This window comes from Microbacterium sp. LKL04 (genome assembly GCF_900102005.1).
Lineage (GTDB): Bacteria > Actinomycetota > Actinomycetes > Actinomycetales > Microbacteriaceae > Microbacterium.
On record NZ_LT627736.1, the window covers coordinates 2,637,605 to 2,654,253 of the forward strand.

At 71.1% G+C, this 16,649-nt stretch carries 15 protein-coding genes; 12 read left to right on the plus strand and 3 right to left on the minus strand.

Annotated elements, in window-relative coordinates; translation table 11 throughout:
* Positions 1 to 130 precede the first annotated feature (130 nt).
* From BLP38_RS12925 to BLP38_RS14450, 9 genes are all read left to right on the plus strand, one after another.
* On the plus strand, positions 131 to 2,392 hold the full coding sequence (locus tag BLP38_RS12925; protein ID WP_091358491.1) for a carbon starvation CstA family protein: 2,262 nt from the start codon (positions 131 to 133) through the stop codon (positions 2,390 to 2,392).
* A 1-nt stretch (position 2,393) separates the two neighbouring features.
* Positions 2,394 to 2,630: a YbdD/YjiX family protein gene (locus BLP38_RS12930; RefSeq protein WP_231916510.1), complete on the plus strand. Its 237-nt coding sequence runs from the start codon at positions 2,394 to 2,396 to the stop codon at positions 2,628 to 2,630.
* A gap of 23 nt (positions 2,631 to 2,653) precedes the next feature.
* The gene (locus BLP38_RS12935) at positions 2,654 to 3,841 is read left to right on the plus strand and encodes a sensor histidine kinase (protein WP_091358495.1); all 1,188 of its coding nucleotides are present in this window, start codon (positions 2,654 to 2,656) and stop codon (positions 3,839 to 3,841) included.
* A 5-nt stretch (positions 3,842 to 3,846) separates the two neighbouring features.
* Positions 3,847 to 4,557, plus strand: a complete 711-nt coding sequence (locus tag BLP38_RS12940) for a LytR/AlgR family response regulator transcription factor (protein WP_172824704.1) — start codon at positions 3,847 to 3,849, stop codon at positions 4,555 to 4,557.
* Positions 4,558 to 4,570: 13 nt separating this feature from the next.
* On the plus strand, positions 4,571 to 4,939 hold the full coding sequence (locus BLP38_RS12945) for a heavy metal transporter (protein ID WP_091358504.1): 369 nt from the start codon (positions 4,571 to 4,573) through the stop codon (positions 4,937 to 4,939).
* Positions 4,936 to 6,393, plus strand: a complete 1,458-nt coding sequence (locus BLP38_RS12950) for a sodium/solute symporter (protein WP_091358508.1) — start codon at positions 4,936 to 4,938, stop codon at positions 6,391 to 6,393. The genes BLP38_RS12945 and BLP38_RS12950 overlap by 4 nt, the downstream gene beginning before the upstream one ends.
* A 200-nt stretch (positions 6,394 to 6,593) precedes the next feature.
* On the plus strand, positions 6,594 to 7,760 hold the full coding sequence (locus BLP38_RS12955; protein WP_091358516.1) for a glycoside hydrolase family 3 N-terminal domain-containing protein: 1,167 nt from the start codon (positions 6,594 to 6,596) through the stop codon (positions 7,758 to 7,760).
* Positions 7,761 to 7,871: 111 nt separating this feature from the next.
* On the plus strand, positions 7,872 to 10,370 hold the full coding sequence (locus tag BLP38_RS12960) for a DEAD/DEAH box helicase (RefSeq protein ID WP_091358520.1): 2,499 nt from the start codon (positions 7,872 to 7,874) through the stop codon (positions 10,368 to 10,370).
* Between the two features lie 90 nt (positions 10,371 to 10,460).
* Positions 10,461 to 10,973: an acyltransferase gene (locus tag BLP38_RS14450; RefSeq protein WP_157681107.1), complete on the plus strand. Its 513-nt coding sequence runs from the start codon at positions 10,461 to 10,463 to the stop codon at positions 10,971 to 10,973.
* Between the two features lie 49 nt (positions 10,974 to 11,022).
* Here the strand turns inward: BLP38_RS14450 and BLP38_RS12970 are convergent, their stop codons facing one another.
* Positions 11,023 to 11,565: a pyridoxine/pyridoxamine 5'-phosphate oxidase gene (locus BLP38_RS12970; protein ID WP_091358525.1), complete on the minus strand. Its 543-nt coding sequence runs from the start codon at positions 11,563 to 11,565 to the stop codon at positions 11,023 to 11,025.
* Positions 11,566 to 11,617: 52 nt separating this feature from the next.
* Between BLP38_RS12970 and BLP38_RS12975 the strand changes: the two genes are divergently transcribed.
* Together BLP38_RS12975 and recQ are read left to right on the plus strand one after the other, a co-directional pair.
* On the plus strand, positions 11,618 to 12,154 hold the full coding sequence (locus BLP38_RS12975) for a DUF1697 domain-containing protein (RefSeq protein WP_091358529.1): 537 nt from the start codon (positions 11,618 to 11,620) through the stop codon (positions 12,152 to 12,154).
* Positions 12,155 to 12,587: 433 nt separating this feature from the next.
* Positions 12,588 to 14,666 (plus strand): DNA helicase RecQ, encoded by a 2,079-nt coding sequence (gene recQ, locus BLP38_RS12980; RefSeq protein WP_091358533.1) that lies wholly within the window; start codon positions 12,588 to 12,590, stop codon positions 14,664 to 14,666.
* Between the two features lie 6 nt (positions 14,667 to 14,672).
* Here the strand turns inward: recQ and BLP38_RS12985 are convergent, their stop codons facing one another.
* Positions 14,673 to 15,116: a MarR family winged helix-turn-helix transcriptional regulator gene (locus BLP38_RS12985; protein ID WP_091358536.1), complete on the minus strand. Its 444-nt coding sequence runs from the start codon at positions 15,114 to 15,116 to the stop codon at positions 14,673 to 14,675.
* A 58-nt stretch (positions 15,117 to 15,174) separates the two neighbouring features.
* Here BLP38_RS12985 and BLP38_RS12990 point away from each other — a divergent pair, with 58 nt between their 5' ends.
* Positions 15,175 to 15,543 carry a VOC family protein gene (locus BLP38_RS12990; RefSeq protein ID WP_091358539.1) on the plus strand — a complete coding sequence of 123 codons (369 nt, stop codon included), beginning with the start codon at positions 15,175 to 15,177 and terminating at the stop codon, positions 15,541 to 15,543.
* A gap of 5 nt (positions 15,544 to 15,548) precedes the next feature.
* Here the strand turns inward: BLP38_RS12990 and BLP38_RS12995 are convergent, their stop codons facing one another.
* Positions 15,549 to 16,619 carry a Gfo/Idh/MocA family protein gene (locus tag BLP38_RS12995; RefSeq protein ID WP_091358543.1) on the minus strand — a complete coding sequence of 357 codons (1,071 nt, stop codon included), beginning with the start codon at positions 16,617 to 16,619 and terminating at the stop codon, positions 15,549 to 15,551.
* Positions 16,620 to 16,649 lie beyond the last annotated feature (30 nt).

Sequence of the window (16,649 nt, forward strand, 5' to 3'; positions counted from 1 at the left end):
CATCCGCACCGCCGCCGTTCGTCGCGCCGGTGACGCCGCTCGTCGCAGCACCCCACGAGCGAGCCGGGGGAGGCGGCATCCGTTTTCCTACCCTGACGTGTACGCAAAGACGCGCCCGAAGGAGTCGCCCATGTCTGCACCGTCGCGCCGTGGCAAGGCCGCCACGCTCGAACCCGATCCCTCCCTTCCCCCCGTCGCCCTCACCGAGGAGCAGAAAGCCAAAGACGGCCGCTGGACGCCGCTGAAGATCGTCGTCTGGGCGCTCATCGCGCTCGCCGGCGGTCTCGGCTGGACGATGCTCGCGATCGTGCGCGGTGAGACCGTCAACGCGATCTGGTTCGTGTTCGCCGCGGTCGCGACCTACCTGATCGGCTACCGGTTCTACTCGAAGGTCATCGAGAAGCACCTGCTGCGCCCCGACGACCGTCGGGCCACCCCGGCCGAGGTCAAGCAGGACGGCAAGGACTACGTCCCGACCGACCGTCGCGTCCTCTACGGCCACCACTTCGCCGCCATCGCCGGCGCAGGTCCCCTCGTCGGTCCCGTGCTCGCGGCGCAGATGGGCTTCCTCCCCGGCACCATCTGGATCATCGTCGGCGTCGTGCTCGCCGGTGCTGTCCAGGACTACACGGTGCTCTTCTTCTCGATGCGCCGCGGCGGCCGCACGATCGGCCAGATGGCTCGCCAGGAGCTCGGCAAGATCGGCGGCACCGCCGCGATCGTCGCGTCGCTGCTGATCATGCTGATCATCGTCGCGATCCTCGCCCTCGTCGTCGTCAACGCGCTCGGCGAGAGCCCCTGGGGCGTCTTCTCGGTGTCGATGACCATCCCGATCGCCCTCTTCATGGGCCTGTACCTGCGGTACCTCCGCCCCGGCAAGGTCACCGAGGTCTCGATCATCGGCTTCGTCCTGCTCATCGGCGCGATCGTCGCCGGCGGCTGGGTCGCCGAGACCGCATGGGGCCAGGAGTTCCTGCACCTCGACCGCAGCGTCATCGCCTGGGGCATCATCATCTACGGCTTCATCGCCGCGGTCCTGCCGGTCTGGCTGCTGCTCGCCCCCCGCGACTACCTCTCGACGTTCATGAAGATCGGCGTCATCGTGATGCTCGCCGGCGCGATCGTCCTCGTCCGCCCCGAGATCACCGTTCCCGCCGTCACCGACTTCGCCCTCGAGGGCACCGGGCCGGTGTTCGCAGGCCCCCTCTTCCCGTTCCTGTTCGTGACGATCGCGTGCGGCGCCCTCTCGGGATTCCACGCGCTGATCTCCTCGGGCACGACCCCGAAGCTCGTCGAGAAGGAGCGCCAGACGCGCTTCATCGGGTACGGCGGCATGATCATGGAGTCCTTCGTCGCGATCATGGCCCTCGTCGCCGCGATCTCGATCGACCAGGGCATCTACTACGCGATGAACGCGTCGGCGGCATCGACCATGGGCACCGTCGAAGGTGCCGTGGCCTTCGTCAACTCGCTCGGCATCACGGGGGTGAACCTCACTCCCGAGATGCTCACGAGCACGGCGGCGGCCGTCGGCGAAGAATCGATCGTGTCGCGCACCGGCGGTGCGCCGACGCTTGCGCTCGGCCTCGCGCACATCATGCAGCAGGCCCTCGGCGGCCCCGCGATGATGGCCTTCTGGTACCACTTCGCGATCATGTTCGAGGCGCTGTTCATCCTCACGGCGGTGGATGCCGGAACCCGCGTCGCGCGCTTCATGCTGCAGGACTCGATCGGCCACTGGGTCCCCAAGTTCCGCGATGTGTCGTGGCGTCCCGGCGTCTGGATCACGACGGCGATCATGGTCGCCGGCTGGGGAGCGATCCTCATCCTCGGCGTCACCGACCCGCTCGGCGGCATCAACACGTTCTTCCCGTTGTTCGGCATCGCCAACCAGCTGCTCGCCGCGATCGCCCTCGCCGTGGTCCTCGCGATCATCGCGAAGCGCGGCCCGACGTACGTGCGGTGGCTGTGGATCGTGGCTCTGCCGCTCGCGTTCGCGGCGGTCGTGACGATCACCGCCTCGGCCTACAAGATCTTCTCGCCGAACCCGGCGATCGGATACTGGTCGAACCACTTCCGCTACCGCGACGCGCTGGCGCAGGGGAACACCGAACTCGGCGAGCCGGCGGTCATGGAGGCCGTCATCCGCAACACCTTCGTGCAGGGCACCCTGTCGATCGTGTTCGTCGTCCTCGCCATCATCGTGATCATCGCCTCGGTGATCGTCACGATCGCCGCGATCCGCCGCGGCGGCGGCGAGAACCACGAGGACGAGCCGGTGCCCTCGCGCCGCTTCGCCCCCGCCGGGCTCATCGGCACCGCCTCCGAGCGCGAGCTCGAGAAGCAGTGGGAGCCGATCCTCGCCGACGAGCGCGCAGCGAACAGGCACTGACATGAGTACACGGATGGATGCCGCGGTCTCGCCGATGCGGGCGATGCTCGACCTCGTGCTGCGGACGGGCCGCGGCATCCGCTGGTACATGACGACCCTCATGGGCGACACGGCCTACGCGACGTACGTCGCGCATCAGCGTCGGGTGCACCCCGACGAGGAGCCCATGACCGAGCGGCAGTTCTGGCGTCAGAAGATGGACGACCAGGACCGCAACCCGGGCGCCCGCTGCTGCTGACGCCCGCGATCTAGGCTCATCGCATGACCGATGCCGTCGTCCTCGCCGCCCTGCTCGGCGTGGTCGGCGGCATCGTGCTGTCCGCCCTGCTGCTGCTCGCCCGCCGCTACGCACGAGGCGCGGGTGGCCTCGGCAGCGAGGCCGAGGAGGCCACCTACCGCGCCCTCCACCAGGCGAGCCTCGCAGCCCCCTACCTGCGCGGCGGGCTCGCGACCCCCGACGTCGCGCGCGCCGCGCGGCATCTGCGCGCCGTCCTCGGCAGCGCGGCGGTCGTGCTGGTGGTCGGCGACGTGGTCGTCGCGCGTGACGGCCAGTCCGAGGGATTGGATGCCGCGGCTCGCCGCATCGCGGCGCAGGTCGCCGAGACCGGCAAGCGCCGCGTCTTCCCCCGCGCCGAGGGAGGGGACGGCCTCGAGGCCGTCGGCGCACCGATCCGCGTGGACGGCGTCGTCGCGGGCGTGCTCGTCGCCTTCGCCGCTCCCGTGCGGGCCGCTCTCGTCCGCGCCGCGGGAGAGGTCGCCGAGTGGTGCGCCGCGCAGGCGACGCTCGGGGAGCTGGATGCCTCGCGCGCCGCGCTCGCCGAAGCCGACCTGCGTGCGCTCCGGCAGCAGATCTCGCCGCACTTCATCTACAACGCGCTGACCGCGATCGCTTCGTTCATCACGACCGATCCGCCGCGCGCCCGCGAGCTGGTGCTGGAGTTCGCCGACTTCACCCGGTACTCGTTCCGGCGCCAGGGCGAGTTCACGACACTGGCGGAAGAGCTCCGCAGCATCCACTCCTACCTCGAACTCGAGCGGGCGCGCTTCGGCGACCGCCTCACCGTGACGCTGCGGATCTCGCCCGAGACGCTGGCCACCGTCATCCCGTTCCTCTCGGTGCAGCCGCTCGTCGAGAACGCCGTGCGGCACGGTCTCGAGCCGGGGGAGGGCGGCGGGACGATCCTCATCGCGTCGGAGGATGCCGCCACCCACACCGAGATCACGGTCGAGGACGACGGCGCGGGCATGGATCCCGACGAGCTTCATGCGCTCCTGACCCGCACCGGCGATGCGGCGAACGTGGGACTCCGGAACGTCGACACCCGGCTGCGGCAGCTCTACGGCGCCGAGGGCGGGCTCGTCGTCGAGACGAACACGGGCGCCGGTACCCTGGTGCGGATGCGCGTCCCGAAGTCGCAACCGCATCACGATTCGGCAGGGCTGAGGTGACCGCCATGATCGACGTCCTCGTCGCCGACGACGAGAAGCCGGCGCTCGACGAGCTCGCCTTCCTCCTGCGTGCAGACGAGCGGATAGGCGAGGTGATCACGGCCTCATCGGGTGCCGAGGCGCTGCGGCTGCTCACCGAGCGCGCGGTCGCCGCCGCCTTCCTCGACATCCACATGCCGGGGCTGTCGGGCCTCGACCTCGCCGCCGCCCTGGGAGCGCTGGCGCAGCCGCCGGCGATCGTGTTCGTGACCGCGGACGACGCGCACGCGGTCGATGCGTTCGAGCTGCGGGCCCTCGATTACCTGCTCAAGCCGGTCCGCGCCGACCGCCTGCGCCGCGCCGTCGACCGGATCGTCGTGACAGAACCGCCGGCGGACGGCGACGAGGTCCTGCCCGTCACGGTCGGGTCGACCGTCCGCTTCGTCCACCGTCGCGACGTCCGCTGGGTGCGGGCCGAGGGCGACTACACGCGTCTGCAGACCGACGGCGACGCCGGGCACCTCGTGCGCATCCCGATCTCCGAGCTCGAGACGCGGTGGGCGGATGCCGGTTTCGTCCGGATCCATCGTTCGTTCCTCGTGCGGGCGGCATCCGTCACCGAAGTCCGCCTCTCGGGTGCCGAACCCGCCGTGTGGGTCGGGGACACCGCGCTCCCCGTCAGTCGCCGGTTCGTGCCGCTCGTGCGCGAGGCCCTGCTCGGACGGACCGGCGCGTGAGGCCGGCGGCGCGGTGAGCGCGGACCGCGTTCGCGTCTCGGCGGGCGCCGGCAAGCCCGGCGCACCCACGCGCGGCATCGCCCTGCCGGGGGCGCCCGTCGACGACGTCGAGGCGGCATACGCGCGGGCGCTGCGGCGGTCGCAATTGCGCCTCGCGCTCGGCACGCTGTTCGGCTTCGTCGTGGTGGTGCTCGTCCTCTACGGCGCCCTCACGCTCATCCCGGAACTCGATGAGATCGTGTGGTTCGGCGTGCCGCTGTCGTGGCTGCTGCACGCGTTCGGGTTCTACCCCGCTATTGCGGGCTTCGCGATCCTCTACGTGCGCGGGGCGAACCGCAACGAGCGGCGCTACCGCGCGCTCCGCGACGAGGACGAGCGGTGAACGCCGTCCTCGACCTCGTGGCCGTCGCGCTCGTCGTCGGCGCGACGACACTCATCGGGGTCTACGGGCTGCGCGTCTCGCGGACCACGGGTGATTTCTTCGTGGCATCCCGGACCGTGAGGCCGGTGTGGAACGCCTCGGCGATCAGCGGGGAGTACCTCTCGGCCGGGACCTTCCTCGGGCTGTCGGGACTCGTGCTGCTGAGCGGGTCGGAGGGCTTCTGGTTCCCGATCGGGTACGCGGCCGGGTACCTGCTCGTCCTGCTGTTCGTCGCCGCACCGCTGCGACGTAGCGGCGCGTACACGATCCCCGACTTCATCGAAGCGCGGCTGGACTCGCGACGCGCGCGCCGGGTGACGAGCGTCGCGTGCCTCCTGATCGGGTGGCTGTACATCGTGCCGCAGCTCCACGGCGCCGGGATCACGCTGCAGGTCGTCGCCGACATCCCGCCGTGGGTGGGCGCCGTGCTCGTGGCGGTGCTGGTCGCGGCGGCGGCCGCAGCCGGCGGGATGCGGGCGATCACATACGTGCAGGCGTTCCAGTACTGGCTGAAGCTCACCGCCCTACTCGTGCCCGCCGTCCTCATCGCCTTCGCGGTCGGAGGGGGAGCGAGAGAGATCGATCCGCTCGTCGTCTTCCCCGCCGATGCAGGGCCCTCGGGGCTCGACGCCTACGCGGCGGGCTCGTTGTTGCTGGCACTCCTGCTCGGCACGATGGGACTGCCGCACGTCCTCGTGCGCTTCTATACGAGCCCGACCGGCGGTTCGGCGCGGCGGACGACGGTCCTCGTCATCGTCATGGTGAGCGTCTTCTACGCCGTCTCGAGCGTCATCGGTCTGCTCGCGCGGATCGTGGCGCCCGATCTCGCCCGACCGGGCGTCGCCGACACCGTCGCGCTCGTCCTTCCCGCACGGGTCTTCCCCGGGTTCGTCGGGGAACTGCTCACCGCCCTCGTGGTCGCCGGAGCCTTCGCCGCCTTCCTCGCGACGTCGGCGGGACTCACGGTCTCGCTCGCCGGCGTCATCAGCCAGGACGTGTTCAGCGGGTCCGTCCGCTCGTTCCGGCTGTCCGCCCTGCTCGTCGCCCTCGTCCCCCTCGCGATCGCCCTGCTGACCCAGCCGGCGGGACTCGTGGCCTCGGTCGGCGCCGTGTTCGTGTTCGCGGCATCCGCTCTGTCCCCCGTCCTGCTGCTGTCGATCTGGTGGTCGCGGCTGACGGCCCGCGGCGCGGTGGCGGGCATGGTGACCGGCGCGGTCGCGTGCGGGCTCGCGTTCCTCGTGCACGCGGCGGTCGGCGGGGTCGGCATCGCCGCTCCGCTGCTGGCGCAGCCCGCCGCATGGACCATCCCGCTCGCGACCGCCGTCACGGTCGTCGTCTCGCTCACCGATCGCGGCGGCGCACCCGTGCGCGCGGGCGCCTACCTCGCGAGGCTGCACACGCCGGGGCGCAGCTGAGGCGCGCGGTTTGACCGTCCGGTATTCAGTCTCGGGTGGCGACCCGTGACGGGTGGACCTGCGGACGCCCGGGGCGTCGCGTCCTTGTGAGTTGCCGACGAGACTGAATACGGAACGCCGAGCCCGGCCCACGACGGCCGGAGCAGGCGCAGAATGTCGGTGTGCGTCGGTCGTGGAGATGGTCCGCTCTCGTCACGGTGATGGCCGCGTCGCTCCTCGCGGGGTGTGCCGCCTCGCCGACGGCGTCTCCTGCACCGCCCGCCTCGTCGCCGACCGCCTCAGCGTCGCCGGTGGCGTCACCCTCGGCATCCCCTCCCCCCGCATCGCCCTCCGCGTCACCTTCTTCCACCCCTGAGTCGGTCGACGCGCTCTCGCTCGAGCAGCGTGTCGGCCAGCTCTTCATGGTCGGAACTCGCGCGACCACCGCATCGCCGACGACCCTCGCCGCCGTCCGCGACCGGTACGCCGGCGGCGTCTTCCTGAGCGGGCGGTCGACGGGCGGGGTGGCGGCCACGGCGGGCGTCGTGTCGCGCTTCACGTCGCTCGCCGAGCGCGACCTGCCGCTCTGGGTCGCGACCGATCAGGAGGGCGGCGAGGTCCAAGTGCTGCGGGGGCCGGGGTTCGGGGCGATGCCCTACGGCATCCGTCAGGCAGACCTGCCGTCGGATCAGCTGCAGGAGAAGGCCGAGGCGTGGGGGCGTGAGCTGGCCGAGGCGGGGGTGAACCTCGACCTCGCCCCCGTCGCCGACATCGTCACAAGCAAGGCGACCCGCTTCGACAACCCGCCGATCGGCGGGTACGGCCGGCAGTACGGCTACGACGCGTCGACCGTCGCAGGCAAGGCGGGCGCCTTCGCCGAGGGGATGCGGGATGCCGGCATCCTCCCCACGTTCAAGCACTTCCCGGGCCTCGGCCACGTGTCCGCGAACACCGACACCACGGCCGACGTGGTCGACACGACGGTGACTCCGGACGGTCCGGACGTCGGCGTCTACCGGCCGCTCACCGAGGCGGGGCCGAGCGCGGTGATGGTCTCGTCGGCGATCTACGACCGGATCGACGGATCCACGCCGGCCGTGTTCTCTCCGAAGGTCGTCGGGCTCCTGCGGAGCGAGGTCGGCTTCGACGGTGTGGTGTTCTCAGACGACCTCTCCGCGGCCGTCGCCGTCTCGGCCTGGTCGCCCGCCGATCGCGCCGTGCAGGCGATCTCCGCCGGCGTCGACGTGGTGCTCGTCTCGGCGGATCCGTCGGCGTTCCCGGCGATGTACGACGCGGTGCTCGCGAAGGCGACCGCCGACCCGCAGTTCGCCGCGCAGGTCGACGCCGCGGCGGCGCGCGTGCTCGCGGCGAAGGCGGACATGCCCTGACGTGTGCCGAGTGCAGGTTGAGACGCGCGCTCGCACCCGTTCCGGGCGGTCGGAGCCGATCAAGCCTGCACTGGGCACGCCGTCCCGCCGCCGGTGGGGCAGACTCGAGGGATGACCTCGACGCTCCGGGACCGCATTCCGGCGGGGTCGACCCCCGACGCCGTCTACGAGGGCTTCCTCGAGTGGACGATCGAGCGCGGCATCGAGCTGTACCCCGCGCAGGACGAGGCGGTCCTCGAGCTCGCGTCGGGATCGCACGTGATCCTCGCGACCCCGACCGGCACGGGCAAGTCGCTCGTCGCGGTCGCGGCACACGCGGCATCCCTCGCCCGCGGCGGCCGCACGTACTACACGGCTCCGATCAAAGCCCTCGTCAGCGAGAAGTTCTTCGCGCTCGTCGACATCTTCGGACCGGATGCCGTGGGCATGGTCACGGGCGATTCGTCGGTGAACCCCGACGCGCCGATCATCTGCTGCACCGCCGAGATCCTGGCGAACGTCGCGCTGCGCCTCGGTCCTGACGCCGAGATCGACCAGGTCGTGATGGACGAGTTCCACTACTACGGCGACCCCGATCGCGGATGGGCGTGGCAGGTGCCGCTGCTGCTCCTCCCGGGAGCGCAGTTCCTGCTGATGTCGGCGACCCTCGGCGACGTCTCGGCGATCAAGAGCGACCTCGAGCGACGCACGGGCCGCGCCGTCGCGCACATCGCGGGTGTCGAGCGCCCGGTGCCGCTCGACTACTCCTACGCCCGGCGGCCCGTGCACGAGGTGGTCGAGGGGCTACTCGAAAATCGCGAGACGCCGGTCTACATCGTCCACTTCTCGCAGGCAGCGGCGCTCGAGCGGGCGCAGGCGCTGTCGAGCGTCAAGATCACGACGCGCGAGCAGCGCGACGCGATCGCCGAGGCGATCGGCGGGTTCCGCTTCACGACGGGGTTCGGCAAGACGCTGTCGCGGCTCGTCCGCGCGGGAATCGGCGTGCACCATGCCGGGATGCTGCCGCGCTACCGCCGGCTGGTCGAGACGCTCGCGCAGCGCGGGCTGCTCCGCGTCATCTGCGGCACCGACACCCTCGGCGTCGGCATCAACGTCCCCATCCGCACGGTGCTGATCACGGCGCTGTCGAAATACGACGGCACGAAGATGCGCCAGCTGTCAGCCCGCGAGTTCCATCAGATCGCCGGACGCGCGGGGCGGGCCGGCTTCGACACGCACGGCAGCGTCGTCGTGATGGCGCCCGAGTGGGAGATCGAGAACGCCGTCGCGCTCGCGAAGGCGGGGGACGATGCCGCCAAGCGCAAGAAGATCGTCCGCAAGAAGGCGCCGACCGGCGTCGTGAACTGGGGTGAGGGCTCGTTCGAGCGCCTCGTCGCCGCCGAGCCCGAGCCGCTGTCGCCGCAGCTGAAGCTGACCGCGGCGATGCTCATCAACGTCATCGGTCGCGGCGGCGACGTCTTCGAGAACGTCCGCTCGCTGGTCTTCGACAACCACGAACCGAAGGCGCGGCAGTACGAGCTCGCCCGCCGGGCGATCGCGCTGTTCCGGACCCTCGTGGCGGCGGACATCGTCGAGGCCGATGCCGACGGCATCCGTCTCACCGTCGATCTGCAGCCGAACTTCGCGCTGAACCAGCCGCTGTCGCCGTTCGCGCTCGCCGCGATCGAGTTGCTGTCCCCGGACGACAGCGAGACCGGCAGCGGTCACTACGCGCTCGATGTCGTGAGCGTGATCGAGTCGACGCTCGACGATCCGCGCGCGATCCTCTCGCAGCAGGAGTTCAAGGCGCGTGGCGAGGCGGTCGCGGCGATGAAGCGCGACGGCATCGAGTACGACGAGCGGATGGAGCTGCTTGAGGCGGTGACGTGGCCGAAGCCGCTCGCGGAGCTGCTGGCGCAGGCGTACGAGACGTTCGCGTCGAGCCAGCCCTGGGTGCGCGACTTCGAGCTGTCGCCGAAGTCGGTCGTCCGCGACATGTTCGAGCGGGCGATGTCGTTCGGCGAGTTCGTGTCGTTCTACCAGTTGGGCCGAAGCGAGGGCCTGGTGCTGCGGTACCTGTCCGATGCCTATCGCGCGATCCGGCAGACGGTTCCGGCCGAGGCCCGCACCGACGAGTTGCTGGATCTGATCGAGTGGCTCGGCGAGCTGGTGCGCCAGGTCGACTCGAGCCTCGTCGACGAGTGGAACGCACTCATCAACCCCGCCGACGATCCCGAGGCGCCGGTCGTGCCGCCCGCGCCGCCGTCGATCATCGCGAACCGGCGCGCGTTCGTCGTGCTGGTGCGCAACGAGATGTTCCGCCGGGTGCAGCTCGCTGCGCTCCAGAACGACGATGCGCTGGTCGAATTGGATCCGGATGCCGCCTGGCCCGACGTCCTCGACCGCTACTTCGACGACCACGACGAGATCCTGACGGGCGGTACCGCGCGCAGTCCCGCGCTGTGCGTCATCGACGAGTCGGCTGCGTCCGAGGGTGTCTGGCGTGTGGAGCAGATCATCGACGACCCGGCCGGCGACCACGACTGGCGTATCCGCGCGGAGGTCGACCTGGAGGCATCCGTCGAGGAGGGCGCCGCGGTCGTCCGCGTGACCGAGGTCGTGCGGCTCTAGGCTTCGGCTCGGTCTGTGCGCGGACTCGCGCGGATCGGCTCGCGACGTCATAATCGCGACGGGGCGATTCCGCGCGATCGAGGGGACATCATGCGCGTACTGAAGAAGATCATGAACAGGCTGCGCGCCTCGGCGCGGGGGCACCATGGGGTCAAGCTGCAGCCCGGCGTCAAGATGGCCGGGCGTGGCACCTATGATCTGCGTCCGGGAGCGATCATCCGCAGGCGTGCGCGGATCCACGTCGGGTCCGGGGCTCGGCTCACGGTGATGCCGGGAGCGGCCGTCGGCGCCCGCAACACGATCAATGTCGAAACCGGCGTCACACTGCACGAGGGCGCCGAACTGTCGTGGGACGTCGAGATCATGGACACGGACTTCCACGACATCGAGTTCGAGGACGGACGACGCCACGTGCGCTCCGCGCCGATCAGCATTGGCCGTCACGTGCTCATCGGAGCACGCGCCATCATCCTGAAGGGCGTCACGATCGGTGACGGCGCGATCGTCGCAGCCGGTGCCGTCGTGACTCGCGACGTCGCCCCCGGAGCGATCGTCGCGGGCAATCCTGCGCGACCGGTCGGCCGCGCCACGTCGTGGCGGTGACGTGTCGACCCCGAGGCATCCGTCGACGAATGCCTCGCGGCCGCGGGCCTCAGCTCTCGTGGCCCCAGTCGTCGCCGTCGCGCGTGTAGACGATGCGGGTGTGCCGACGGTCGTGGGAACCCTGCCAGAACTCGATGCGGTCTGGGATGAGGCGCCAGAGCACCCAGTCGGACGGCGCCGCGTCGCTGGAGGCGGGGCGCGCCCCGAAGTCGGCTGCGCTCTCCTCGGGTGTCGCCTCGTGCACGGTGCCGCGGACGCGGACGGCGCGCATGACGGGCTGCCACCAGAAGTTGAGCGCAGCGGCGGGGTTGTCGGCGAGCTGGCGTCCCTTCGCGGAGGATCGCGGGCCGGCGAACTCCCACCCATCGGCGCTGACACCCTTCAGGATGAGGGTCCGCGCGTCCGGGCGGCCACCGGCATCCGCCGTCGCGAGCGTCGCGGCACGCACCTCGGCGATGTCGGCATCGGCGGCGGCGCGGATCCAGGCGTCGAAGAGGTCGTGGGGGTCAGTGGGGAGATCGGAGAGGTCGAGCGGCGGCGGGGTTCCGGTGAGGGACGGTTGGTCGCGGAGCCAGCGCGTGAGCTCGTTCATGTCTTCATCCTGCTCCCTCGTGGGTGTCGGCCGGTGCGGGCAGACTGGGCGGATGACGACGTACCTGGCGTTCCTGCGGGCGATCAATCTCGGCGCGAAGCGCGTCTTCCCGAAGGAGGACATCCGCCGGGTGGTCGAGGGTGTGGGTTTCGAGGACGTCGAGACGCACATCAACACCGGGAACGTGCGGTTCGCGTCGCGGATGCGCTCGCGCGAGCGGATCGAGCGCACGCTCGAGGACGCGTTCCTCGCCGACCGGGGTTTCGAGGTGCCGTCGATCGTCTACTCCGCCGCGGAGTTCCGCGAGGTCGCTCGGCAGACGCGTGAGCTGGCCGAGGCGAATCCAGGGCTCGCCCGGCACTACGTCTACCTGTTGAAGGACGAGTTGACCCCGGAGCGGATCGCCGAGATCGAGGCGCGCGACGATGGTCGCGGGCGGATGGTGGTGCGGGGGCGCGCGGTGCACGCGCTGCTGCAGCCCGGCTATCAGGACGGCACGGTCGACCCGCTGGGCGCGGCGAAACTGCTGGGCGCGGCGACGAATCGGAACGCGAACGTCATCGGCACGCTCGCCGAGAAGTGGTGCTGACGGCGCCCGCCCCCCGCCCCCCGCCGTCGGCGAGACTGCACGCCCGCATCGAGACTGCGTGCCCGCGCCGCATCCTCGTCGCGCGAGTGGAGTCTCGCGGCCGAACCGCCTCGCACGGCCGCAGCGCGCCCGCCGCGCCGCTCGCCCGCGCCGCGGGCCGCCGCCCCGCTCGCGCCCGTCCCGCCCCTCGCCCCCGTCCCGCCCCTCGCCCCGAGACTGCACGTCCGCATCGAGACTGCGCTCGCGCGCCGCACCCTCGTCGCGCGGATGCAGTCTCGTCGCGCGGGTGCAGTCTCGCGAACCCGACCCGACCCGCCCCGCGAGCCCGACCCGCCTCGCGAACCCGGATCACCCCTCCTCCCCAACCCCGCGCGGGCGCCGAGACTCTCCACACCCGCAGACCGTGTCGGATGCCGCGGCTAGGGTTGACCGGGTGAGTGACGGCGGATGGCAGAACGACCCCTACGCCGATCTCGTGTGGGATCCCGACGACGTTCCGCCGCCGGACGACTTCGACTCACCGCCGCCGCCCGACCCGCGCTACGACGACTACGCCGCGTCCGTCGCCCGCGCCGCGCGCGCCGAGCCCACGCGCTCCGAGCCCGCCCGTGCCCAGCCCGCACGAGCTCAGCCGGCCCCGCAGCAGCGCACCTCCGCACCCCCGGCATCCGTCCTCCGTCTCGAGCGCCGCGACCACGTCGGCGACGACCCGGTCAAGGTGCTCACCGAGGTCTTCGGCTACACGGCGTTCCGCGGCGATCAGGGCGACATCGTCTCGCACGTCATCGCGGGCGGCGATGCGGTCGTGCTCATGCCGACCGGTGGCGGCAAGTCGATCACGTACCAGGTGCCGGCGCTCGTGCGTCCCGGCACGGGCCTCGTCGTCAGTCCCCTCATCGCGCTCATGCACGACCAGGTCGACGCGCTCATCGCCAACGGCGTCCGCGCCGCCTTCCTGAACTCCACGCAGACCCCGGCCGAGCGCGCCGGTGTCGAGCAGGCGCTCCTCGACGGTGAACTCGACCTCATCTACGTCGCCCCGGAGCGGCTGTCCGTCCCCGCGACGACGGCGCTCCTGCAGCGCGCCCAGCTCAGCGTCATCGCGATCGACGAGGCGCACTGCGTGTCGCAGTGGGGCCACGACTTCCGCCCCGACTACCTGGCGCTCGGCGACCTCGCCGAGCGCTTCCCGGGCGTCCCGCGCATGGCACTCACCGCCACGGCGACGCGCGCGACGCACACCGAGCTCACCGAGCGCCTCCGCTTGCCCGACGCCCGCCACTTCGTCGCGAGCTTCGACCGGCCGAACATCCAGTACCGCATCGAGCCCAAGGTCGACATGCGGCGTCAGCTCGTGCAGTTCGTGCGCACGCAGCCCGAGGGTTCCGCCGGCATCGTCTATGCGCTCAGCCGCAAGTCGGTCGAGCAGACGGCCGAGTACCTGCGCACGCAGGGCGTCGACGCCCTCGCGTATCACGCGGGGTTGGATGCCTCGATCCGCGCCCGGCACCAGTCCCGGTTCCTGCGCAAAGACGGTGTCGTCATGGTCGCCACGATCGCGTTCGGCATGGGCATCGACAAGCCCGACGTCCGCTTCGTCGCCCACATCGACCTGCCCAAATCCGTCGAGGGCTACTACCAGGAGACCGGCCGCGCCGGCCGCGACGGCGAGCCCGCGGTCGCATGGATGGCCTACGGCCTCGGCGACGTCGTCCAGCAGCGCCGCCTCATCGACCAGTCGCCCGGCGACCGCACCTACAAGATGCGCATGGGTCAGCACCTCGACGCAATGCTCGCCCTGTGCGAGACGGTCTCGTGCCGCCGGCAGAACCTCCTCGGCTACTTCGGACAGTCGTCGGATGCCTGTGGCAACTGCGACACCTGCCTCACCCAGCCCGACACCTGGGACGGCCTCGTCGCGTCGCAAAAGCTCCTCTCGACGATCGTGCGCCTGCAGCGCGAGCGCAACCAGGCCTTCGGCGCCGGGCACCTCATCGACATCCTCCGCGGCGGCTCGACCGAACGGATCCGCCAGCAGGGGCACGACAAGCTCTCCACCTACGGCATCGGGAACGACCTGTCCGAGCAGGACTGGCGCTCGGTCGTCCGCCAGCTCCTGGCTCGCGGCATCCTGGTCGCGCAGGGGGAGTACGGCGTCCTCGCTGTCGGCGACGCGGGCATGCCGGTGCTCCGCGGCGAGGAGCCCGTGCCACTGCGGCGCGACGTCCTCGGGCGCACCGGCGGCGGATCGACCCGCGCGAAGAAGCAGTCGGCCGCCGACGCGCTGCCCGAGGGTGACCGCGACCTCTTCGAGGCGCTCCGCGCGTGGCGTGCCGAGCAGGCGAAGGAGCAGGGCGTCCCCGCGTACATCGTCTTCGGCGATGCGACCCTGCGTGCCCTCGCCGAGCACCGTCCGACGTCGGTCGCCGACCTCGACGGCATCACCGGCATCGGTGCGAAGAAGCGCGAGGCTTACGGCGAGGCCGTCGTCGCCGTCATCGCGAAGGCGTAGCCCCGCTCACGCCTCCCGCAGCGCCCGCGTCATGCGGGTGAGCACGTCGAACGCCTGAGCGCGCTCCTGCGCAGACAACTCGGCCAGCATCCGATCCTCCACCGACTTGACCACGGAGCTCGCCTGCTCCCGACGCCGCAGCCCGCCATCGGTCAGGGTGACCGGCAGCACCCGGCCCTCCGCAGGGGTCGCCGGCCTCGTCACGAGGCCCTCCCGCTCCAGGGTCTGCAGCAGGACGTTCATGCTCTGCCGCGTCACGAAGGCACCTCGAGCGAGATCGGAGTTCGACGACCCCGGACGCTGCGCGAGGATCTCGAGGCACGAGTAGGCGGTCACCGTCAGCTCCAACGGGCGGAGCGCATCCTCCATCGCGACCCGCAGCGCGGTCGCCGCTTCCTTGAGGAGATAGCCGAGCGACGTCGGCAGATCGATCTCATCCGAGTGGACCATGTCAGTATTCTGACATACACTGGCAAGTGTCAGATAACTGACAACGAAAGGATGCCTCATGCCCGCCATCGGACCCGACTTCGTCTCCCTGCAGGTCAGCGACCTCGACGCCTCGGAACGTTTCTACGAGCACTACCTCGGGCTCGTCCGCTCACCCGCCGGGCCTCCGCACGCCGTCGTGTTCGAGACCGCGCCGATCGCCTTCGCGCTCCGCGACATCGTGCCCGGCACGGATCTCGCCTCGGGGGTCCACCCCGGGATGGGCGCGGCGATCTGGCTGCGCGCGACCGACGTCCAGGACATCCACGACGCGCTCGCCGCGGACGGCCACGAGATCGTCGCAGCGCCCATCGACGGCCCGTTCGGCCGGACGTTCACCTTCGCCGACCCGGACGGCTACCGGATCACCCTGCACGACAAGGCCTGAGGCCGTCAGCTCCACGCCTCACGGGCGACCCGCACATCGGCGCCCGTCCGAGCCGACTCGCCGATCGCGAGACCGAGCAGATGGTCCTGGCAGGCGTCGGCCAGCGGATACGGCTCCGCGCCGTCACCGCGGGCCCACCGACCGGTGAGCTCGAGCAACGACGCGACGGCGATGTCGTCCTCCGACAGTCGCGTCCCGACCCAGGGGTTCCGGTAGACGATCCGCCCCTCGAAGGCGGCCGACACGACGTCGTTGCCTTCGAGGTTCAGGTCGACACCCGTACGGCGGTACGTGATCGGCGAGGTGAGCACCTCGGCGCCCTCGAAGCGGCGCACGGTGTCGTCGGTGAGTTCCCCGTGCGAGCCGCGGATGACGATCCGGCGCGACAGGATCGGGTTCCACCACTGGTTGTCGACGAAGTCGTACAGGCCCATCCGCCCGTCGCCGAAGTCGAGCGTCGCGATCGTCGTCGTCCGCTCTTTCGGTGCGAGGTCGTCCGACCATCCGGCCGGCGTCAACGGATCGACGAGCGGCGCGGTGAAGGTTCGTGCGGACACGATCGCCTCGGCCATGCCGGCATCCAGGAACGTCCGGATCATCGAGGTCGCGTGGTACAGGTGCGTCGACGAGACCTGCACCCCGCCGACGGCGCCGAGTGCACCCGACCGGACCACCTCGAGTCGGGCGGCGTGCCCCGGCATGTGCATGTACTGCTCGGCGACCTGCACCAGCCGGCTCGCGCCGACGTCGTGCCACAGCTTCCGCAGGCCGTCCGCGTCGGGGGCGGGCGGCGTCTCGGCGAGCACGCGCACGCCGCGCTCCACGAGCTCGGTGATCACCCCCGGCATCGCGGGCCACGTCACCGACGCGATCACGAAGTCCGGCCGGGCGGCCAGCAGGTCGTCGAGCGAGCGGTGGATCGGCACGTTCCAGCCGGCGACCCGTGCCGCCGAGGCGTCGGACCGGGCGAGCACGCCGACGGCCTGCAGCCGCTCCGGTGCCGCCGCGGCGATGCGCAGGAAGAACTCCGAGCGCCAGCCCGTGCCGATGATCGCGAATCGTGCCGGCTCTGCCATGGGACCCCTTCGTCGTGACGCTCCGAAGCG